This is a genomic window from Stenotrophomonas sp. 86156_Sma, from assembly GCF_056481625.1.
The window spans coordinates 3844493-3864972 of the sequence record NZ_CM151157.1; the positions used below are offsets into that span (position 1 = coordinate 3844493).

At 63.8% G+C, this 20480-nt stretch carries 17 protein-coding genes; 9 read left to right on the forward strand and 8 right to left on the reverse strand.

Annotated features, from left to right (window positions below):
- Window positions 1-13: 13 nt before the first annotated feature.
- The 6 genes from ACZK33_RS17775 (at window position 14) to ACZK33_RS17800 (ending at window position 6758) form a co-directional block, all read left to right on the forward strand.
- Window positions 14-562 (forward strand): Dps family protein, encoded by a 549-nt coding sequence (locus ACZK33_RS17775; RefSeq protein ID WP_006439098.1) that lies wholly within the window; start codon window positions 14-16, stop codon window positions 560-562.
- Window positions 563-980: 418 nt separating this feature from the next.
- Entirely contained in the window at window positions 981-2786 is a 1806-nt protein-coding gene (gene recQ / locus ACZK33_RS17780) for a DNA helicase RecQ (protein WP_423174873.1), read from the forward strand.
- Between the two features lie 85 nt (window positions 2787-2871).
- A complete protein-coding gene (locus ACZK33_RS17785) occupies window positions 2872-3255 on the forward strand; it encodes a CopL family metal-binding regulatory protein (protein ID WP_182266569.1) in 384 nt (127 codons plus the stop codon).
- Window positions 3256-3330: 75 nt separating this feature from the next.
- A complete protein-coding gene (locus tag ACZK33_RS17790) occupies window positions 3331-5142 on the forward strand; it encodes a copper resistance system multicopper oxidase (protein ID WP_423174874.1) in 1812 nt (603 codons plus the stop codon).
- The gene (locus ACZK33_RS17795) at window positions 5139-6164 is read left to right on the forward strand and encodes a copper resistance protein B (RefSeq protein WP_423174875.1); all 1026 of its coding nucleotides are present in this window, start codon (window positions 5139-5141) and stop codon (window positions 6162-6164) included. Before ACZK33_RS17790 ends, ACZK33_RS17795 begins: the two co-directional genes overlap by 4 nt.
- Before the next feature lie 81 nt (window positions 6165-6245).
- Window positions 6246-6758: a GNAT family N-acetyltransferase gene (locus tag ACZK33_RS17800; protein WP_423174876.1), complete on the forward strand. Its 513-nt coding sequence runs from the start codon at window positions 6246-6248 to the stop codon at window positions 6756-6758.
- Between the two features lie 113 nt (window positions 6759-6871).
- Here the strand turns inward: ACZK33_RS17800 and ACZK33_RS17805 are convergent, their stop codons facing one another.
- Window positions 6872-7186: a TFIIB-type zinc ribbon-containing protein gene (locus ACZK33_RS17805; protein WP_032128518.1), complete on the reverse strand. Its 315-nt coding sequence runs from the start codon at window positions 7184-7186 to the stop codon at window positions 6872-6874.
- Window positions 7187-7335: 149 nt separating this feature from the next.
- Between ACZK33_RS17805 and ACZK33_RS17810 the strand changes: the two genes are divergently transcribed.
- Both ACZK33_RS17810 and ACZK33_RS17815 read left to right on the forward strand, forming a co-directional pair.
- Entirely contained in the window at window positions 7336-8103 is a 768-nt protein-coding gene (locus ACZK33_RS17810) for a CPBP family glutamic-type intramembrane protease (protein ID WP_423174877.1), read from the forward strand.
- Window positions 8104-8197: 94 nt separating this feature from the next.
- Window positions 8198-8623: a response regulator gene (locus ACZK33_RS17815; protein WP_049400506.1), complete on the forward strand. Its 426-nt coding sequence runs from the start codon at window positions 8198-8200 to the stop codon at window positions 8621-8623.
- 106 nt (window positions 8624-8729) lie between these two features.
- Here ACZK33_RS17815 and ACZK33_RS17820 read toward each other — a convergent pair whose 3' ends face one another.
- Together ACZK33_RS17820 and ACZK33_RS17825 are read right to left on the reverse strand one after the other, a co-directional pair.
- Window positions 8730-9668: an alpha/beta hydrolase gene (locus tag ACZK33_RS17820; protein WP_423174878.1), complete on the reverse strand. Its 939-nt coding sequence runs from the start codon at window positions 9666-9668 to the stop codon at window positions 8730-8732.
- Window positions 9669-9752: 84 nt separating this feature from the next.
- Complete coding sequence (locus ACZK33_RS17825) at window positions 9753-10604, reverse strand: alpha/beta hydrolase (protein WP_423174879.1); 852 nt, start codon at window positions 10602-10604, stop codon at window positions 9753-9755.
- 173 nt (window positions 10605-10777) lie between these two features.
- On the opposite strand from ACZK33_RS17825, the gene ACZK33_RS17830 reads away from it, so the two are divergent.
- Entirely contained in the window at window positions 10778-11116 is a 339-nt protein-coding gene (locus tag ACZK33_RS17830) for a hypothetical protein (protein WP_180837836.1), read from the forward strand.
- A gap of 295 nt (window positions 11117-11411) precedes the next feature.
- Here the strand turns inward: ACZK33_RS17830 and ACZK33_RS17835 are convergent, their stop codons facing one another.
- The 5 genes from ACZK33_RS17835 to ACZK33_RS17855 form a co-directional block, all read right to left on the reverse strand.
- The gene (locus ACZK33_RS17835; protein ID WP_080355138.1) at window positions 11412-12620 is read right to left on the reverse strand and encodes a helix-turn-helix domain-containing protein; all 1209 of its coding nucleotides are present in this window, start codon (window positions 12618-12620) and stop codon (window positions 11412-11414) included.
- The gene (locus ACZK33_RS17840; RefSeq protein ID WP_152907058.1) at window positions 12617-13270 is read right to left on the reverse strand and encodes a hypothetical protein; all 654 of its coding nucleotides are present in this window, start codon (window positions 13268-13270) and stop codon (window positions 12617-12619) included. The genes ACZK33_RS17835 and ACZK33_RS17840 overlap by 4 nt, the downstream gene beginning before the upstream one ends.
- A gap of 255 nt (window positions 13271-13525) precedes the next feature.
- A complete protein-coding gene (locus tag ACZK33_RS17845) occupies window positions 13526-13759 on the reverse strand; it encodes a hypothetical protein (protein WP_043402219.1) in 234 nt (77 codons plus the stop codon).
- Entirely contained in the window at window positions 13749-14774 is a 1026-nt protein-coding gene (locus ACZK33_RS17850; RefSeq protein ID WP_239669739.1) for a hypothetical protein, read from the reverse strand. The genes ACZK33_RS17845 and ACZK33_RS17850 overlap by 11 nt, the downstream gene beginning before the upstream one ends.
- A 2104-nt stretch (window positions 14775-16878) precedes the next feature.
- Complete coding sequence (locus ACZK33_RS17855) at window positions 16879-20478, reverse strand: hypothetical protein (RefSeq protein ID WP_478453665.1); 3600 nt, start codon at window positions 20476-20478, stop codon at window positions 16879-16881.
- Between the last annotated feature and the right edge of the window lie 2 nt (window positions 20479-20480).

Here is a 20480-nt window from a genome sequence, read left to right on the forward strand (position 1 = left end):
AAGGAGGAACCCCATGGCGAAGACCAAGAGCACGACCAAGGCCAAGACCGGCAAGCAGAAGCTTGCAGCGGCGGCACCGTCGGCGCCGAACATCGATATCGGGATCACCCAGGGCGACCGCAAGAAGATCGCCGACGGTCTGTCGCGCTTCCAGGCCGATGCGTTCACGCTCTACCTGAAGACGCACAACTTCCACTGGAACGTGACCGGGTCGATGTTCAACTCGCTGCACACCATGTTCGAGACGCAGTACACCGAGCAGTGGGCGGCACTGGACGACGTGGCCGAGCGCATCCGCGCGCTGGGCTTCAATGCCCCGGGCTCCTACCGGGAATTCGCTGCGCTGACCTCGATCGCCGAGGAACCGGGCCTGACCGACAGTGCGGACTGGCGTGAAATGGTACGCCAGTTGGTGGTCGCCAACGAAGCGGTCTGCCGTACGGCACGTGAAGTGCTGGACGTGGCGGCCAAGGGTGACGACGCCCCGACCGAGGATCTGATGACCCAGCGCCTGCAGACCCACGAGAAGTACGCCTGGATGCTGCGCTCGCTGCTCCAGTAAGGATTGAGGGGGGTCGGCAGGGCTTGCAGCCCTGCACCCGCCGAATCAACGTCAACATCAACGTCAAAAGCTGGTTTCCTGTGGGTAGGCGGGGTGGGTCCGCTCTGGTAGGTGTCGACCTTGGTCGACGCGGATGAATTCATTCGATATCTGACAGATGTGTCGACCAAGGTCGACACCTACCAACAGCCGCGTGAACCTGTCGAGGGCGAGGCGGTGTCGGATTGCGGGGTGTCAGCCGCATGGATGCGGCTGCCAAGCCTACACGGACGTACTTGCGGCGTCCCCGCAATCCGACACCGCCCCGCCAACCCACGGATCACCCCAGAGACGGCTGTTGCCTTTGAGGTTGCTCTGGCTTGTAGCAGGTGCAGGGCGCAGCCCTGCCGAGACACCCCCGCCGGGGTAAACTAGCCGGATGGCTTCCCGTCCCGCGCACGACCTGCTTCAACGCGTCTTTGGTTACGACGATTTCCGTGGTCCCCAGCAGGACATCGTGGAGCATGTGGCTGCCGGTCATGATGCCCTGGTGCTGATGCCCACCGGCGGCGGCAAGTCGCTCTGCTACCAGGTGCCGGCCCTGCTGCGTGACGGTTGTGGCATCGTCATCTCGCCGCTGATCGCGCTGATGCAGGACCAGGTCGAAGCCCTGCGTCAGCTCGGCGTGCGTGCCGAGTACCTGAACTCGACCCTGGACGCCGAGACCGCCGGCCGCGTCGAGCGCGAACTGCTCGCTGGCGAGCTGGACATGCTCTATGTCGCCCCCGAGCGCCTGCTGACCGGCCGCTTCCTGTCGATGCTGTCGCGCAGCCAGATCGCCCTGTTCGCCATCGACGAAGCACACTGCGTGTCGCAGTGGGGCCATGATTTCCGCCCCGAGTACCGCCAGCTGACCGTGCTGCACGAGCGTTGGCCACAGATCCCGCGGATCGCGCTGACCGCCACCGCCGATCCGCCGACCCAGCGCGAGATCGCCGAGCGCCTCGATCTGCAGGAAGCACGCCACTTCGTCAGCTCCTTCGACCGCCCCAACATCCGCTACACCGTGGTGCAGAAGGACAACGCCCGCAAGCAGCTGACCGATTTCCTGCGCGGCCACCGTGGCGAGGCCGGCATCGTCTACTGCATGTCGCGGCGCAAGGTCGAAGAGACCGCCGAATTCCTCTGCGGCCAGGGCTTCAACGCCCTGCCCTACCATGCCGGCCTGCCACCGGAAGTACGCGCGAACAACCAGCGCCGCTTCCTGCGCGAGGACGGTATCGTGATGTGCGCCACCATCGCCTTCGGCATGGGCATCGACAAGCCGGACGTGCGCTTCGTCGCGCATACCGACCTGCCCAAGTCGATGGAAGGCTACTACCAGGAAACCGGCCGCGCCGGCCGTGATGGCGAGGCCGCCGAGGCCTGGCTGTGCTACGGCCTGGGCGACGTGGTGCTGCTCAAGCAGATGATCGAGCAGTCCGAAGCCGGCGAAGAGCGCAAGCAGCTGGAGCGGTCCAAGCTGGACCACCTGCTGGGCTACTGCGAGTCGATGCAGTGCCGTCGCCAGGTGCTGCTGGCCGGTTTCGGCGAGACCTATCCCCAGCCCTGCGGCAACTGCGACAACTGCCTGACGCCGCCGGCCTCGTGGGACGCGACCATTCCGGCGCAGAAGGCGCTGAGCTGCGTCTACCGCAGTGGCCAGCGTTTCGGCGTCGGCCACCTGATCGACGTCCTGCGCGGCAGCGAGAACGAGAAGGTCAAGCAGCAGGGCCACGACAAGCTCAGCACCTACGCGATCGGCCGCGACCTCGACGCGCGCACCTGGCGCAGCGTGTTCCGCCAGCTGGTTGCCGCCAGCCTGCTGGAAGTGGACAGCGAGGGCCACGGTGGCCTGCGCCTGACCGACGCCAGCCGCGACGTGCTGACCGGCCGCCGCCAGATCAGCATGCGCCGCGATCCGGCCAGCAGTACCAGCGGCCGCGAGCGCAGCGCGCAGCGCACCGGCCTGTCGGTGCTGCCGCAGGATCTGGCGCTGTTCAACGCGCTGCGCGGCCTGCGTGCCGAACTGGCCCGCGAACAGAACGTGCCGGCCTTCGTGATCTTCCACGACAGCACCCTGCGCAACATCGCTGAACAGCGCCCGACGAGCCTGGACGAACTGGCCCGGGTCGGCGGCATCGGCGGCACCAAGCTGAGCCGCTATGGCCCGCGCCTGGTCGAGATCGTGCGCGAAGAAGGGTAGCGGCTCTACATTGGTGCTGCTCCAACCTTGAACCGGCCATTCAGCCGGAAGTGCATCCGCGCCCGCTTGCAGCTAGATTAGCGTCATGTCCCTGGCCTCGACCCTGCTCCGTGTCGTGCTCATGCTCAGCCTGTTGCTCAACGGGCTGAACGCGGCCATGGCCAGCGGTCACGAGGAAATGGGCCGGATGGCCCACGCCGCAGCCGCTGCCGTTGATGGCGGCACCGCCGACTGCCACCACCACGCCGGCATGCAGGCCGACGAGGCTCCGCAGGCCAAGGCCCCCGCCCATGACGCTCATTGCCAGATCAAGGACTGCGTGCGCAGCTGTGCCCAGCACCCGCTGCTGGTAGTGCTGCCGTTGCCGGTCATGGCCGGCCCGGCGCTGTCGCTGGCCCCGCAGCCGATGCCGGCCACTGGCCGTCCGGCGCCGCCACTGCCGCCGATTTCGCGTCCTCCCATCGGCTGATTCCACACGCACCGTGCGCCCTGCGCACCGCAGCCGGCCGCCTGCCGGCGTCTTTACGTGTCTGGAGTCACCACCATGAATACCCGTATTCCCCCCGGTCCGGGCGCTGTGCCCATGCCGTCGCGCCGCCTGTTCGTGCAGGGCCTGGCCGCCGGCGGCGTGGTTGCCGGCATCGCCGCAGTCGGCGTGCCGCAGCGCGCGCTCGCCGCCGCCACGGCCGCCCCACGGCTGGCCGGCGCCCCCGCCGTGCTCAGCGACACCCGCATCGAACTGGCCATCGGCGAATCGCTGGCCAACTTCACCGGCCGCACCCGCCCGGCGATCACCGTCAACGGCTCGCTGCCGGCACCGATCCTGCGCTGGCGCGAAGGCCAGACCGTCGACCTGTTCGTGCACAACACGCTGGAACGCCACCCGACCTCGATCCACTGGCACGGCATCCTGCTGCCCGCCAACATGGACGGCGTGCCCGGCCTGAGCTTCAACGGCATCGGCCCCGGCGAGACCTACCACTACCACTTCGAGCTGAAGCAGTCGGGCACCTACTGGTACCACAGCCACTCCATGTTCCAGGAGCAGGCTGGTCTGTACGGCGCGCTGATCATCGACCCGGCCGAACCGGCGCCGTACCACCACGACCGCGAGCACGTGATCATGCTGTCGGACTGGACCGACATGGACCCGGGCGCGCTGTTCCGCCGCATGAAGAAGCTGGCCGAGCACGACAACTACTACAAGCGCACGCTGCCGGACTTCCTGCGCGACGCGAAACGCGACGGCTGGTCGGCGGCGCTGTCCGACCGTGGCATGTGGGGCCGGATGCGGATGACGCCCACCGATATCTCCGATATCAACGCGCACACCTATACCTACCTGATGAACGGCACCGCCCCGGCCGGCAACTGGACCGGCCTGTTCCGCAGCGGCGAGAAGGTGCTGCTGCGCTTCATCAATGGCGGGTCGATGACCTACTTCGACGTACGCATTCCTGGCCTGAAGATGACCGTGGTCGCTGCCGACGGCCAGTACATCCACCCGGTGAGCATCGATGAGTTCCGCATCGCCCCGGCCGAAACCTACGATGTGATCGTCGAACCGAGCGGCCAGGACGCCTTCACCATCTTCTGCCAGGACATGGGCCGCACCGGCTACGCCGCCGGAACACTGGCGGTTCGCCATGGCCTGCAGGCACCGATTCCCGCGCGCGACCCACGTCCGTTGCTGACGATGAGCGACATGGGTCACGACATGGGCAGTGGTGGCCACGGCGGTCACGACATGGCCGCGATGAAAAGCATGGAAGGTGGCTGCGGCGCCAGCATGGGCCACGGCGCGCACGGCGGCGGCGATGCCGCCAGCAGGGCACCGAAGCACCCTGCCAGCGAACGCAACAACCCGCTGGTGGACATGCAGAGCTCGGCCTCCGAACCGAAGCTGGACGACCCCGGCATCGGCCTGCGCGACAACGGCCGCCAGGTGCTGACCTACGGTGCGATGCGCAGCCTGTTCGAAGACCCGGATGGCCGCGAGCCGAACCGCGAGATCGAGCTGCACCTGACCGGACACATGGAGAAGTTCTCCTGGTCGTTCGATGGCATCCCATTCGCCAGCGCCGAACCACTGCGGCTGAACTACGGCGAGCGCATGCGCATCGTGCTGGTCAACGACACCATGATGCAGCACCCGATCCACCTGCACGGCGTGTGGAGCGACCTGGAAAACGCACAGGGCGAGTTCCAGCTGCGCAAGCACACCATCGACATGCCGCCGGGCACCCGCCGCAGCTATCGCGTGCGCGCCGATGCACTCGGCCGCTGGGCCTACCACTGCCATCTGCTGTACCACATGGAAGCGGGCATGATGCGCGAAGTGAGGATCGAAGAATGAGCCGCTCACTGCTTTCCCCCAGCCTGCTGGCCCTGGGCCTGGCCGCTGCAATGCAGGTGTTCGCGCAGTCGCACGCTGGTCATGACATGGCCGCGATGGATCCGCCCGCGAAGACCGTGAAGGCACCGGTCGAACCGGTCGATCATTCGAAGATGGATCATTCGAAGATGGATTCGGGCGCGATGGACCACTCAGCCATGGATCACTCGAAGATGGACCATGGCGCGAGGCAGCCGGCGACGATGGACCATTCCACGATGGACCATTCCACGATGGATCACGCCGCGATGGGCCACGGATCGCCTGCACCGACCGAACCGCGCGAACCCATCCCGGTGCCGACCGACGCCGACCGCGCCGCTGCCTTCCCGCCCATCGCCCACGGTGCGATGGAGCATGCGCCAGAGATCAACAGCCTGCTGCTGATCGACCGTCTGGAACATTGGGATGGCAAGAGCAGCAACGGCCAGGCCTGGGAGGCGACCGGTTGGATCGGCGGCAACATCAACCGCCTGTGGCTGCGCACCGATGGCGAACGCAGCCGTGGCCGCACCGAATCGTCGTCGCTGGAAGCGCTTTATGGCCGCAGCGTGTCGCCGTGGTGGGACGTGCTGGTCGGCGTGCGCCAGGACTTCCGCCCGGCCGACTCGCGCACATGGGCGGCCGTCGGCATCCAGGGCCTGGCGCCGTACAAGTTCGAGAGCTCGGCCACGCTGTACATGGGCTCCGGCGGCCAGGTGCTGGCCAAGGCCGAGGTCGAGTACGACGTGCTGCTGACCAACCGCCTGATTCTGCAGCCGCTGCTGGAAGCCACCGTCGCGGCCAAGGACGAAAAGGAGTACGGCATCGGCCGTGGCCTGAACAAGGTCGAAGCCGGGCTGCGACTGCGCTATGAGTTCAGCCGCCGCTTCGCGCCCTACATCGGCATCAGCCACGAACGCACGTTTGGTGACACCGCCGACTACGCCGGTGACCACGCACGCGACACACGTTGGGTGGCCGGCGTACGCATGTGGTTCTGAGCAGCAGTTCGTGAGCAATGGCCAGCCCCGGCAGCCGCCGGGGCCGGCTACACTGCGCCACGTTCCAATGCAGGCACCGCCATGTCGTTGCAGATCCGCCGCGCCACCCTTGCCGACGTCGACGCGTTGTCGGCCATCGCGATTGCCACCTACAACGAAACCTGGGGCGATTCCTATCCGCCGCAGGAGCTGCACGATTTCCTGCAGGCGCACTACAGCAGCGAGCCGCAGCGCATCGAACTGTCCGATCCACGCAGTGCCATCTGGCTGTTGATGGACGGTGACGCCGTGGTCGGCTATCTGGCCGCCGGTGCCAACACCCTGCCGCACACGGATGCACGCGACGGCGACATCGAACTGAAGCGGTTCTACATCCTGGCCGCACACCAGAACGACGGCCACGGTGCACGCATGATGGACGCGTTTATGGCCTGGCTGGACCAGCCGCAGCGCCGCACCCTGTGGGTGGGCGTGTGGGAAGAGAATTTCGGCGCACAGCGCTTCTATGCGCGTTACGGCTGCAGCAAGGTTGGCGAGTACGACTTCATCGTCGGCGACACCCACGACCGCGAGTTCATCCTGCGGCGGCCGTGATCACGCGCTCCATATAGAGTCGAGCCATGCTCGACTGCACCTGATCCGTAGAGTCGAGCTTGCTCGACTATTGGTAACAAGAGCCAGTCGAGCAAGCTCGACTCTACAGCGCCTCAGAAATCGAACAGCTCCGACAGGAAGCTGTCCTTCTTCTTTTTCTTGTATCCGTGGCCCCGATTGTCCTCGTAGCGCTGGCCCAAGTGGCGGGTATCACGGTGCATCACCGGCGGCGGAGAGGATGCCGGATGCTGCTGCACAGGCGCGGGCGGCGGCACGGCCGCACCGGCACCGGCACCGGCACGCTCGATGATCTTGTCCAGTTCACCACGATCCAGCCACACGCCCCGGCAGCCGGGGCAGTAGTCGATCTCGATGCCATGGCGTTCGGCCATCTGCAGGGTCTGGGTCTTGCACACGGGGCACAGCATCGGCATTGCTCCTGTCGGTCCTGCATCGACTGTACCTGTGCGGTGATGACTGTGCGGCAACGCATGACCGATGGCACAGGGACTTCCGACGCGCGCCGATGCGGCAGCAGTCGCACACACTGAGCCCCTGTTCCGCAGGGAGTGCGTACATGACCGCGTTGTCCCGCCTGCCCAACGCCGCGCGCCTGTTGCTGGTCCTGCTGGGCGTCGGCCTGGGCCTGAACCTGCGCGATATCGCCTCAGCCATCGGCACACCGATTCCCGCCCTGCCCATACCCTACGGCGGCAGCCTGTTGGACAACGCGCTGGCGGTGCTGGTGGCACTACTGCTGGCCACGCTGCTGCGGCCCCGTGGCATGGGCCTGCTGGCCAGCCTCGGGCTGCGCGGGAATGGTTGGGGCGGCCCAATGTGGGTGTTGCTGGCCAGCCTGCCCTGCTGGCTGGGCCTGGCGCTGCTCGGTACCCCGAACACCGCGCTGACCGCATTGGATGCCACGATGCTGGCCGTGCTGTTCCCACTGGCCGAGGAAGTGCTGTTCCGCGGCCTGGGCTTCGTGCTGCTGGTGAAGATCGTGCGTGGTCCGTGGCCGCTGCTCGCGCTGCCGCAGGCGCTGCTGTTCGGCATGGTGCACTGGCTGGGCTTCGGTGGGTTCGACGGTGGCGGCATCGCGCTGTTCGTCGGCGCGGTGATCGCCCTCGGCGGCTTCATCTTCGCCTGGCTCGACCACCTCGACGGTGACACCCTGTGGTGCGGCCTGGTCCTGCACGTTTCGATGAACCTGGCCTGGAATGTGTTCAGCCTTGATGACGCCGTCGCGCTCGGCTGGCCGGCCACCAGCCTGCGCATCGGCACGGCCCTGCTGGCGGTGCTGGTGCTGGCCTGGCACGTGCGCCGCCAGCGGCGCGGGCGGCTGTAACGCCCACTTAGCTTGCCGTGCACGCCGGGCTCACTACCGGCTTGCGCATACTTGCGCGCCTTTCGCTCCCCCTGTTGTCCGGAGTTGCCGCGTCATGTTGCTGTCCAAGCGCTTTGTGGAACCGCGCGTCCTGCTGATCGAGGACGCCGAGGAAACCCAGGAACTCAGTCGCCTCGCCCTGGAAAGCCAGGCCTGCCAGGTCACCGCTGTCAGCAGCGCCGAGGCCGCGCTGGGCCTGCTCAACGCCGGTGAACCGTTCGACCTGCTGTTCACCGACGTCTGCCTGGGCGGCATCAGCGGCATCGAAACCGCCAACCGCGTGCGCGAGCACCTGCCGCAGCTGCCGATCCTGGTCACCTCCGGCATGGACCAGCACCGCGTGCTGCCGCAGCTGCGCGCCGGCATCCACTTCCTGCCCAAGCCGTACAGCATGAGCGAACTGCTCGATGCCATCCGCCTGTGTTTCCGCCATGCAGCAGATGCCACCTTGATACCGCCGCCGCAAGCCAGCGCGGCCTGAGGCAATCATCCACGCCTGGCGTGGATCTACTGATTCCGTTTCTCTTCGGCATGGATCCGCGTCAACACCACCGGTAGATCCACGCCATGCGTGGATGCAGCCCCCATCAACCGCCAGTGTACGGCCCTTCACCCGGCATCACCTCCAGCAGTGCGCGAGTGATCACCCGCGGGTAGACCGTAAGATGGTCCTCGCCGTCAATCACCACGTTGTCCACCTTCAACTTGCGCCCCGTGCGCTTCAGCTGGGCAGTGAAGTCCGCGGTCTGCTTCAGCATGTCATTGCCGGTGGAATAACGCGGCCCTGGCTTGTCCGTCTCGTAACTGCCCACCGACAGCAGCACGCGCGTAGGCTGCGCAGGGATGACGGCGGCATCCTGCATGCGCGGCAGCAGAAGCTGGTCGAACCACAACGAAGGACTGGACAGGATGTAGGTGCTGAACATGTCCGGTTGTGTGGTCAGCACATAGGTACCGAACAGCGCGCCATAGGAATGACCGGCGAACACGCGCCGGGCGGGATCGGTGCGATAACGCGCATCGACCATCGGCAGCACCTGTGTCGCCAGGAAATCACGGTAGTGCGCGGCACCGCCGTAGGTGACGTCATCACTGTAATAGCCATCGACCGTGCGCGCCGGATTGCTGGGCGTGTAGTCGCGCGAGCGGCTCTGCTTTGAAGTCAGGCCTTCCTGCGGCGGCAAACCGACCAGGATGAAATTCTCGATGTTGACGCCCTGCTGCCCCACCAGATTGCGCACGCTGCGCACCAGCGGGAAGCTGTACAGCGCATCGGTCACGTACAGCACCGGATAGTGCTTTTCCGGATGCGCCGCATAGTCGGCCGGCAGCGCCACCCAGATCGGATAGTCGCGGCCCACCGGGTCATGTACGCGCAGCGCTTCGGTATCCGGCAGCACCACGCCCGGCACCGCCGTTGCCGCGCTTTCCTTCGCGTCACTCTGCGTTGCCGGTGGTGCCACCGACATCGCACAGCCACCCACGGCCAGGCAGGCCGCCACACTCCATCCACGCACACGCTGCATCCACGCTCTCCCGTTGCGGGCGGCGCCCCCAGGTGGCGCCGCTACCGCATCCTCACACGTCGTGCGGTGCAGTGCCACGCCGGATCAGGGCGAGGCCGGCGGCGGTGCCGGGAACAGCGTGCGCAGCGCCTGCAAGGCGGCTGGGTGATAGATCGTAGCGTGGGTTTCCTCCGGCAGCGGCAGGTACTTCACCAGCGGCGACGGCGACGCCTGCTGCAGCAGCGTGGCCAACTGCGCGGCGGACGCAGCCAGCTCCGGCTGCCCACTGCTGGCCAGGAATACGCGCGGCTGCGCACGCGTCACCGCCGGCAACTGCTTGGCCGCAGCGGCCAACATCGTGCCCCGATTCCACCACAGGCTGGGGTCCAGCGCGATGTAGCTGTTGAACAGTGTCGGCTCCTGCAGCAACGTCTCGACCACGAACAAGCCGGCCAGCGATTCACCGATCAGCGCGCGCTCGTCGGTGGTCGGGTAGCGTTGGCGCACCTGCGGCATCAGTTCATCGCGCAGGAAGCTGCGGTAGGCCGCTGAACCGCCGATGCGGGGCGCGATCTTCTGGTCCTGCGGGTCGCTGCTGGGGCCCGTCATGTCGCGGCGGCGTTCGGTGTTCTCGATACCTACCAGCAGGAACGGACGCATGCTGCCGTTGCCGCTCAGCACCTGCACCAGCCCTGCCACATGCAGGAAGTCCTCGCCGATGCCGCCATCGGCCATGTACAGCACCGGCAATGGTGCCTTCGGGTCCAGACCCCAGGGTTGCGGGCGGTAGACATTGATGCGGCGGGTTTCGCCCAGCGCCTTCGATTCAATGGTGAAGGTCTCGCCGATGACCAGCGGGGTTGCGGCGGCGGCCTGTGCGGACGGCGCCGGCTCGGCGGCCATCAAGGGTGCGGCGGAGATGGCGGACAACAACAGCGACAGCACGATCAGACGCATGGGGTGGTCCATTCCAGGAAAGCGCTGAGCATAGACCGCCGGAGACATTGTCGTTCGCGGCACTTTGCCGATCTACTGGAATTGGAGCACCATGGAGTCGGTGATGGTCATGCAACGCGCACCTTGGCTCACGGACTGGTCACCGCCAGGCTCATATTCACAAGGAGGTTCCCATGTTGAGTGTATTGATCGCCATCACCCTTGCTGCCGGCTCACCGCAGGCCAGCAGCATTCCCGCAGCATCCGCAGCGTATGCGGACTGCCTGCTCGCCCACCTTCAACCGGGATTGTCCGACCGCGCGATCCCGCTACTGCAGCAGGCCTGCGCCTCGAAGCATCCGGAAAGCTACGTCGCATCGGCAGAACTGGAACGCCGAATCAGCGCCCAGCGCAGAGCCGACTTTGAGGCGGCTCAAGTGGAGGCGGTTCGTTCCGCGAATGCGGCAGCAACGGCCGCACAGGAGGCTGCCGACGCGGCGGCGGCTAAAGCGAAGAATGCGCGGACAAAGTAGTTGCCTTGGACGAGCGCCACAAAAAAGGCACCGCATTGCGGTGCCTTTCTGAATGACCTGGGTCATTGAATGCAATGGTGGGCCGTGAAGGATTCGAACCTTCGACCAAAAGATTAAAAGTCTCGTTATTTTTCAAGTAAAATCATGCACTTAGATGGTTGCATTCTACGGAGAGGCGCAACCGTAGCCATTGCACCCCAACTGCGTAATCTTGCGTTTTACGGACGATGGCATGCGGGCCAGGACGATCCGCATGCCAGTTCCGACCATCTTCTCTAAGCCCGACCGCGATTTGTCAACCATCTCTTCGGTTAAATGGAAGGATCGCAGCGGATGTCCCATTATCGTTAGGCACTTCGCGCTCAACACGGTCGCGCGGTTTCAGTGACAGCTCTACGATGTCGGCTTTTCGCCCTGAAAGATGGCCAAATGGCAGCCCCATCAGGCCCTCAACATCTCGACTGGAAAGGCCTACAAGATCTGGTAGTGCCCCAGGCACGACAACACCCTCGTTCGCCAACAGTTCCATTGTTCGGCGCAAAAGGCGCGGTTGCTCTGGCTCCCGATCACCATCACCAGGTTCACTGCGCTGGCCCCATTTTGCCGAACGATGTTTGATCAGCCGCAGGTAATCCTCTTCACCGATGATGCCCAAGTTGCGCAGCCTCATGATCATCGCACCGACAGAAACCCCCCATCGCTGTTTGAGAAAAAGCAGCCCATTGAGCGTCACTGGAGTATTGACCTCAGCGGCAAACCCCTTTGCAGGAAGAAGAAACGCTCCAGCAAAACGATGCGCATGACTCTCCATCAACTTGTGAGTCGCAGCATCCCCAGGAGCATCTATACCCTTATGGAGTACCAGATGCCCGAGTTCATGCGCAGCGTCGAATCGACTACGGAACGCATTGCCCTTGTCAGCACAAAGAAGCACCAAGGGTCGCCCGCTAGCACTCCAAGCTGACAAGCCCTCGATGCGCGCAACTCCGGTCTCTTCTCGGGCCACCACCACCCCAGCATTTTCCAAGAGTAAGAGGATATCCCCGGCAGGCCCCTCCCCCATGCCCCACGCACGGCGGCAACGCTCAGCTGCCTCTTCGACCACAGCATTGGTGATATCAGACAGCCGCAGCGGCCCCATCTGCGGAATGCAGACCTCGGGGTAATCGACATACTCCTCCAACTGCGAGGACAACTCCTCCAACCACGACATGCGAGTTCCAAGGAGCGCACGATCCTGCTTCAACTGAGCAATGCTGCCGCGATAGCAGGGCCGGGAAGTAGACTCGCGAACTGGGCGAGTCAACCACTCCGCAGTCACCCGCAACTCCGATGCGATTGCCTCCAACATGGCCGCAGACGGAATCTGGACAGCATTTCGCCATCGGCTAATTGTGGTGCTCGTGACACCAACTCGCGCCGCCAATTCCGTAGCGGAAAAACCGCGAGCGGCCAACGCTTGCGTCAGCCGCTCAGGTACAAAATTCTGGATAGAACGTGTCATCTCATTGGCTCATCTTCATCGCCATCGCGCTTCTTTTTGATCCCACTTTTTAGCTTCGGACCAACCTTATCCACAACATCAGTGGGCTTGGCGTATCTCTGCAGGAACAACGAGACCTCTTCTTTAAAGACGCAATTCCTCAAATCCATAGTCTCATCCGGGACAGCCAGATAGATCCGCGCACTAGCCTCGCCCCGGCCAGTCTCGGTCACCAAGAAGACCGCGACCTGGTGAACGTCATCAACCCGGACATCGGAAAACAGATCCGGTTCAACCAGCCGTCGCACGACGTCATTGTTACGGCAAAGTTTAACTTTTCCTTTACTGCGTCTGGCGTTGTTCCACTTCCCGCTGCCCATATGGACACGACCGAGCGTCACGATTCCGACCTGGCCAACCATGATTGAGTTGCCCTTCAAAGGGGTTCGCGGAACGTCCGCCTCAGCCAGCCCCCTCTCCATCGCCTCGTTCAGAATCAAGTGCCTCAGAAAGCCCTCGGCGGTTGGCCGATGACCGATTGCAAAATCCGCACTTGCCTCCTGAGCCCGCTCCAAAGCTCGCAAGACCAAACGCTGCAAGTCAAGAAGCAATCCGCGATCAAGCTGGGACGACAACAATTCGGCAATGTTTTCGGTTCCGCTGGCGCTCAAGTCAATATCCTCTTGTCGTTGAGCGGAATTTAACATCTTTTTTTTGTCGCCACAACACCCCATCAAGGGAGTTGCGCCATTTTAGCAAAATTACTAACTTCCGGTGGGAACGGAGGCAACGCCCAACCGCCAGCAGCCGACAATCCCGCCGCTCTCGCGAGGGCGGCAGGGCCACGGCCAATGCCAGATGCTGAGATCACCTGTGTTGCGGCGCTGTCTGGATGCTTGCCGGCATCTGGGCAGCGCCCTGTTTCGTCAGACGACTACTTCTACCAACGGAAGATTGGGCGCGGCTTCCAGCAGTCGGCCACCACTGACCCAAACGTTGTACGGAATGGGTTGCTGCAGCTGACCGAAGGCACGCATCTGCGCGCCGTCATAGGTTGTCAGGCTGCTGGTGCCGTCTGCATTGTGTGCAGTGACCGTTGCCAGTAATCGCGGCCGGCCGCTGACGAGTTCGCCGAATTGATCCCACAGATCAGTCCGCATCAGTGAAATGCCTCTCCAGAGTTGCTGTCTGCTCGATCACGACAGCCTGTTGATCCACGACGACCTCAATTCGGATCGACTCGCATTGGCCGTGCCAGGTTCCTTCAGAACTCAGCACCTGCACCAGGTCGAGCGGCAGAATCACCCCAATCTCCCCTGCCTTCAGCGGCTTCGGGAAAAGAGGCACGGTCAGATCCACTGCAGCCTGTTCACCGCGATCGCACAGGATGTTGCGTCCGCGCTCGGCAGCGGCGGCGGCAACGCTGATCAAGGGGCTACTTACCTGTTGCGCGAAGAGCTGGCCCGCTTCCCCGGTCTTGCGCACCCTGCAGGTGACCCCCTTCCCGGCCAGCTCTCCCGTGACCACCACCGCGTCATACAGCGGCGCGCTGCGCATCTGCAGGCTTTCGGTTAACACAATGTCTTCCTGCAACACGTGATCCGGCGTTGTCTCCCGCCAGAGCCACGGACTGGCCGGGTAGCTGGCGCGGACAACCAGCGCCAGGTCCGAGGGATGGGACTGCACCACCCCGCCACTCGCACCGGCGAGCGCACTGATGGCATCCAGCGGCGTGTTCGCGTCATAGAACCATGCGCCGGGCGGAACCAACCAATCAACCGTGTCGTACCTACTGGCAAAGCCCGAGTCGGCCAGCTCCTCGGCAACAAGCTGGGCCATGCTGCGCTCTTCCGTCGTGGCCTTGACGCGAGCCGGGGCGTAAGGCGGTGCCAGTAGCGCTGTCCTTGATCGCCCACTCAAACGCACACCGCCCCCAGCGAACTCGCGCTGTTTCTGGAAGCTCTCGATGATGCCCGTCCAGACGTAGCCGTTCAGCACCAACTCGAACTGTCGCGGGCCCGAGGCTGTGGGCTTGAGCAGTCCCAGCTGATCGGCATCGGCCAGCTCGATGTCAAAGGTCCAGCCCCAAGCCGAGCGGCCGGCACTGAGAGAGACGCGGGCCAACTCGATCGGCACCCGATCAGGAAGCCGCACAAATGAAACCTCATTGATCACGACGTAGGTCCTACGTTGGGGGCGCACCACATAGCACGCCGAGATACCTAGATTCAGGGGAGCCAGTCCGGGCACGCCGGTCACGGCGCAACCGAGATTGAGGCCGACACGGTTGCCGGGTGGGAACGTCGGGTCTGGATCAGGATCAGGCCCTGGGCCGGGCCCTGGTCGAACGCCCCATGGAACGCGCCGAGCAGCTCCCCAGGGCAGCCACCCAGCGGCTCGACCGACACCGGAACTCGCCCAAACCATCGAGCCGCCGGACTCGGTCGAAGGTGCTCGACGCCGCCAACGCATACCGTAAGAGGGCGCTCCAGCCCTGAGCCAGCGCATCGGCATCGCGGACGAACGGCTCAGAACAAGCATTGCTGAGTTCCATGAAAGATGAGCCTGGCAGCCTGCCAGAGCAAGCGCGCCCCAACCGGTTCGCCACTTGCTATCCATCAATCCCATACCGGTTCGCCAACGGAAGCCGGCCTCGCCCCGAATCAAGCCACTCAATCCCCAACTGACGGCACATTGCCGGTGCGCTCGAGGTGACTCACCCCACCGGTGGTGAACTACCAGGGAAGCAGCATCCGCCCCCCGCCACTGCATCGACGACGACAACCGACCGAGCCTGCTCGCTGCAGCCCAAGCGATCGATGCAACTTGGCGAACACCCCGGATAACCGGCTCAGGCGCATCGTCGTCCCAATACACACCAAGATTGAGGTCAGACCGTCGCGCGTCCGCTCCGACAAGGGGGCCCAAATTCAACCGTAGGCGCAATGCGGATGCACCGTTCATTAGGCTTCCACGTACGGCTGGACCCAGTCCTGAATTGCAGAGTTCACCGTACCAGCCGCATCAGTCCCGATCACCATGTAGCGGTAGTTCGGGGACAACCCCCGAACAATCCACTCACCATCCCCATTACTCAAGACCGAAGCACAACAGATTAAGGTGCTCCGCTCGAGCACCAGAACCCGCCCCCGGAAAGGTTGGTTGAGCTTGCGGAGGCGCCCGTCCGGGCCGTCTTCTACAGGCGGAAATCCCCCCAGATAACCGCGACCGCAATAATCGATCGGTCTCGAAACACCGAAGCTAAATCGCCGCGAGTTCATTGGCTCCACTCCGAGTTGATCCGGACTAGCACGACGCCAGTGAATGACGGGCTTGGATCTGAATCTAATGCGCGAGAGAAGCGGATTGCCATTAGCTTATCCCCGCCACCCTCCTCAACCCCTTCTAGGACGGCACCATCCGCAAACTGCGAGGCACCAGTCAGAATCTGCATTGGCGCAAGCAGCCCTGGAAGCTCGCCACGAGGGAAGAAGGCGCCATTGACAAACCGCGCCGGCTCGTAGAGGAGACCTTGATTAATTCCGCTAGGGAACCCCCCACTACCTGTTCCGCCAAAGCAGTTGCCATTGATGACACCGAAGTGATCGCAGGATTTAGCTCCAACCACCCCAATGTGATTCCGCGCTATGTACATACTGCAGGAAATATTTTCAGGTTCCGCCGTATACACAGAGTTCGTGAACAGCCTCGTCGACCAATCAAAACTTCCAGTCCAACTTTGCGCGTTGTTAGCAGACACTACGAAGCCATGCGCGTCGCCAGGCTTATAGCTGATGATGTCACCAGCGAACCATGGATACAAAAACCCTCTCGTAGAAGTGTCGACGAACAGGTAAAGGAATCGCTCGTTAGCGACGACCCGCCAGCGACGGGAGGTGGAATCCACTGAGGTTGATTTCGGGAGAAGCGCACCCCTAGCTCGCTGGGTGGAAGTGGGCACTGCGTTCTCGCCCACTCCTATAGCGCTCATCGCCTCAAACCCACGTGCCCAGGCATGTCGAGCGTTGCCGACTGAAGCGGAATCATCTATCTGCAAGTAGTATCCGCTGCCAGATCCAATGTTGCCGCGATAAGCCCTGACGTTCGTACCGCTGAACTCGCGGGTCCAGCCAGCCCCGGCCTTGCGTGCGGCTCCCACCCCGTACCCATCGACAAGTACCGCGTCAAGCAAAGCGGTAAGGCTCCCAGGCTGGCCTGTCAGCTGCGGCGCGCCCGGATCGGTGCTTTCGTAAACGGTTGGTACAAGACTCATAGAGGGTTACTCGCCTGGAATATTGCCAATGACCTGAAAGCGGGTGGAGTCGGTCGCGCCCTCCGGCGTGCCTGGCAGCGTCGTGCGCATCATCCACACGGGCGCCAAACCACCAACGGTGTTAAAGCGAACGACGTTGTTCGTAGACCAGCCAGTTCCCCAACCGTCCTTCTTCATCACAAAGTACGGTTGCCCGGTACGAGGATTGACGGGCGCAAGATCCGTGGTCGTGTTTCCGGCAGAGATGGTGCCGACCGTCTCGCCGATCACCTCAAACTGGGTTGCACTGGTGAACCGCACTGCCCAACGCTCAGTGATCGCGTCCTTGTTCGTCACCGCGAGCGGATAGTCCGTGTCGTTGTAGGTGCCGGGCGCGACACTGCCGCTCGGGGAATCGGCCCACACGTTGGTCCATGCGGCCTGGTCGAACAGACTCACCACACGCGCCTGCAGGTCCAGCGATCCATTGGCTTCGCCCAACCGCAGCGCGGTGCTGATCATCGACTCTCCCACCGGATAGTCGTGCGTCAGAGAGGTGTTGATCTCGATCTCACCGGTGATCTGAGGCTGAACCACCAAACGCCGGTCCTCGACGCGCTCGCTGATCGTCAGTGGCAGCGTGTACGCGGCCAGGTTCAGCGGGTCACTGAAGCGCAGATTGCCAACGTCCAGATCCGCCGTGAACCATGCGGCGTCGACCGGACGCCCCTCGGCGTCACGCACTTCAATACCTGCGATCCTGCCGCGACCAAAGGTGACCACCTGTCCCGCTTGCGGCGACGGCACCACGTGCTTGGCCGTGTGGTGGATCAGCACGGTTTGCCCCGGCTTGAACGCTGGCGCACGGCCGTCGCTGGGCAGACGCACCGACGACAAGCCGATCACTACCTCCGAAAGCGGAATCGATCGATACACGACCGCGCCCATGTAGATCGTGCCCGGCAGCACGAGCGTCGGCCTCCAGACCTGATCCCCCTCAACCTGGTCGGGATCAAACCAGGGCTTGCCCTCATTCCCGGCCACGGGCACCAGCTGGCCGAACTGAACCTTGACGACACCACTTTCCCAATCGACCTTGCCACGAACTTCGGCAGCTGACAGCACACCGTTAATGTCCGCAGTCGCCGTAAGCAGCTCACCGTCGATGCGGGTCGCGCGCAGCGTGAACATGCCTGGCCGAAGCGGTGAACCTGGCGCACGGAAGAAGCTGACCGCCACACCCGGATCGGCTATCCGTGTCAGGAGGGATTGGATCTGGACCGTGTTCTCGCCGCCCGCCAGCCATTGCACCAGGTTCACCACACCTGCCGCGTAGTCGATCGTCCCTGCATAGATGCCCGAGCCGGTCGTGGGATCGATGGAGTGATACAAGCCGCCGCTACGGTCAACGTAGGTGCGCCCCCGGAATGCGAAGCGAACGCTGCCCGGAACGATGCTGTCGCTAATCGTCGGGGTGAGCTGCAGTTGGACCGCCGGCAGCGGCATGACCTCCTGCGCGGACTGAGCCGCTTCCCCGGCGAGCATCCAACCGGCCGACACGATACTGCCGGCGGAGAATTGTGCGAGCACGTCCAGGCGCTCGTAGCCAACGACCTTCAGGCGCCCTGACCGGATCTCATACACCGGATAGGAAACCTGCCGGACCATGAACTTTCCGGCCTGCAGCGAGACCGCGCCCGTGCTGTAGTTCACCGACCCCAGCACCGTGCTGAAGGCCGTGTCACCAACCGAAACGCCCACCAGGTTGCCTGCGCCATCATCCTTGGCGATGACCCGCATCGCCTGAGGGGCCGACGACAGGTCATCGCGATCGCGCCGCACACTCACAAGCCAGTCGAGAAGCACGGTGCCCTGCCTCACCGGTCCCTGCGGCAGGGTAAACGACACGATCCCGGCCGAATCAGGGACAGGCTGAGGTGCTGCATGGAGCGGCTGCCCCCAATCGTAGGCGATCGAAAGCTGGCTATCCGCATCAGGCAGACTCAGCGGCCGGAGCGAGATCTCACCGGTCGAGTAGCTGATCTGTCCACGAACCTGCCCGCCAATCAGCAAGCCGCCGTTCCCGTTATCTGTGACCGCCACATTGGAGCCGCCGACACGCAGCGTCAGTTGCACCGTCCCCGGTACCGCCGAGCCCTCGCCCAGCACAAAGCGGAGCGCCGGCGGCAGGATGGCGGTATCACCAACCCGGGCCTCCGCGATGATGGGAGTGCCCCAGTTGGAGATGATGCTGCTCTTCAGATCCGGCAGCGCGCCAGCGGTCACCACGACGGAGCCGGTCTGGTAGTTGATCGTCCCGGTGCCTTGGCCCGGCTTGCCTATCAGACGGCCGCGGCCGTTGTCGGTCAACCTGATCCAGCGCCCCAGGGCGCGGTAGTCGACCACCACCGTTCCCGGGGCCGGCAACGGGGTCAGCTGGAACAGCCAGACCATGCCCTGGTTGTTCTGCGTCACCTCGATCTCGTCGGTGAAGCCCTGCATGGGGATGGAGCCAGCCGGGGACGCGGTGATGCTGATACTGGTACTGCCGACGCCAGTCGCATGCGTCAAGGCTACGACCCCACCCTGATAGTCGACCGTACCGCTCCAGGGCGTCGCCACGGCGGAAGCGAGCCCGCCAGTACCGTCGTCGGTGAGTTCGACGCTGCCTGCGACAACCCTTACTGCGCCCACCACCAACCCAGTACCGAGGTATCGGCTGACCGGCACGCCAGCAGCAAAGCTGGCACTGAAGTTCTGGCCGAGGCTGCCGGCAGGGCCGGACGGGACCTGGCTGATGGTGCCCATGCCGGCCAGAACGTCACTGACCGGGGTTTCAGCCGTGGAGGTAGGAACGATGGACACGTACGGGGTATCGACTTGCACAGCCAGATCGCCAGGCTTCCCAGCGGCGGTGAGGCGTTTGACGCTGTGATAGCTCGTGGCCTCCACCACGTTGGTCTCGTAGATCCTGGTCGCGGGCTTGGTGGCCGAGTACCGCACCACCTCCTGGCCGTAGAAATCGCGCAGCAACGCGTTCACCAGCTCGATCACCAGGACATCCCGCTCAAATGCCCCTTGGTCATCGGTGAAAGTCCGTGTCGTACGGGACAGCACACCTTTGACCCGCACGTACTGTTCTGCCGGATCGTGCCCGGAGCTGGCGAGGGTCAGCAGCGAGAAGTTGTCATTGATGTCGGGGCTCGGCGCGTCCTTCATCGCGTAGACCTGGATAGTCATCTGGCCGCTGAAGTGGTTCCCCAGTAGGACAAAGCGGGACTCTGTGCCTCGCGTGATGTAGCTCTCGACGCGGTTCTTGGCGTCGAGGCGCACGTCACTGTAAGAGCCCGTGGCAAACATCGTGACGGTCACGCGCGGGTCTGCCGGAGGATCGATCAGCACCGCGATCGCGTCCTTCAGCACGTCAGGCGCAGGTGTATCCACATGCACAAACATCTTGCGGAGGGTGGTTCGGCCAGTGGTCCGCTCCTCATCACCGATATCCGGAAAGAGGTTGTTCATCGCCCCATCAATGATTTCGGTCTGAACCATGCGGCCACCGCCGTCAGGGTTATCTGTCAAGCGCTGCGACTGTCGCAGCTTGATATCGGTAGCAAGAATCGTCATGG

Coding starts and splice junctions, on each gene's coding strand:
- ACZK33_RS17845 (WP_043402219.1), bottom strand. CDS start 13,759: ATGCGGACTGATCTGTGGGATCAATTCGGCGAACTCGTCAGCGGCCGG.
- ACZK33_RS17815 (WP_049400506.1), top strand. CDS start 8,198: ATGTTGCTGTCCAAGCGCTTTGTGGAACCGCGCGTCCTGCTGATCGAG.
- ACZK33_RS17805 (WP_032128518.1), bottom strand. CDS start 7,186: ATGCTGTGCCCCGTGTGCAAGACCCAGACCCTGCAGATGGCCGAACGC.
- ACZK33_RS17835 (WP_080355138.1), bottom strand. CDS start 12,620: ATGACACGTTCTATCCAGAATTTTGTACCTGAGCGGCTGACGCAAGCG.
- ACZK33_RS17820 (WP_423174878.1), bottom strand. CDS start 9,668: ATGCAGCGTGTGCGTGGATGGAGTGTGGCGGCCTGCCTGGCCGTGGGT.
- recQ (WP_423174873.1), top strand. CDS start 981: ATGGCTTCCCGTCCCGCGCACGACCTGCTTCAACGCGTCTTTGGTTAC.
- ACZK33_RS17810 (WP_423174877.1), top strand. CDS start 7,336: ATGACCGCGTTGTCCCGCCTGCCCAACGCCGCGCGCCTGTTGCTGGTC.
- ACZK33_RS17855 (WP_478453665.1), bottom strand. CDS start 20,478: ATGACGATTCTTGCTACCGATATCAAGCTGCGACAGTCGCAGCGCTTG.
- ACZK33_RS17795 (WP_423174875.1), top strand. CDS start 5,139: ATGAGCCGCTCACTGCTTTCCCCCAGCCTGCTGGCCCTGGGCCTGGCC.
- ACZK33_RS17830 (WP_180837836.1), top strand. CDS start 10,778: ATGTTGAGTGTATTGATCGCCATCACCCTTGCTGCCGGCTCACCGCAG.
- ACZK33_RS17800 (WP_423174876.1), top strand. CDS start 6,246: ATGTCGTTGCAGATCCGCCGCGCCACCCTTGCCGACGTCGACGCGTTG.
- ACZK33_RS17825 (WP_423174879.1), bottom strand. CDS start 10,604: ATGCGTCTGATCGTGCTGTCGCTGTTGTTGTCCGCCATCTCCGCCGCA.
- ACZK33_RS17790 (WP_423174874.1), top strand. CDS start 3,331: ATGAATACCCGTATTCCCCCCGGTCCGGGCGCTGTGCCCATGCCGTCG.
- ACZK33_RS17785 (WP_182266569.1), top strand. CDS start 2,872: ATGTCCCTGGCCTCGACCCTGCTCCGTGTCGTGCTCATGCTCAGCCTG.
- ACZK33_RS17775 (WP_006439098.1), top strand. CDS start 14: ATGGCGAAGACCAAGAGCACGACCAAGGCCAAGACCGGCAAGCAGAAG.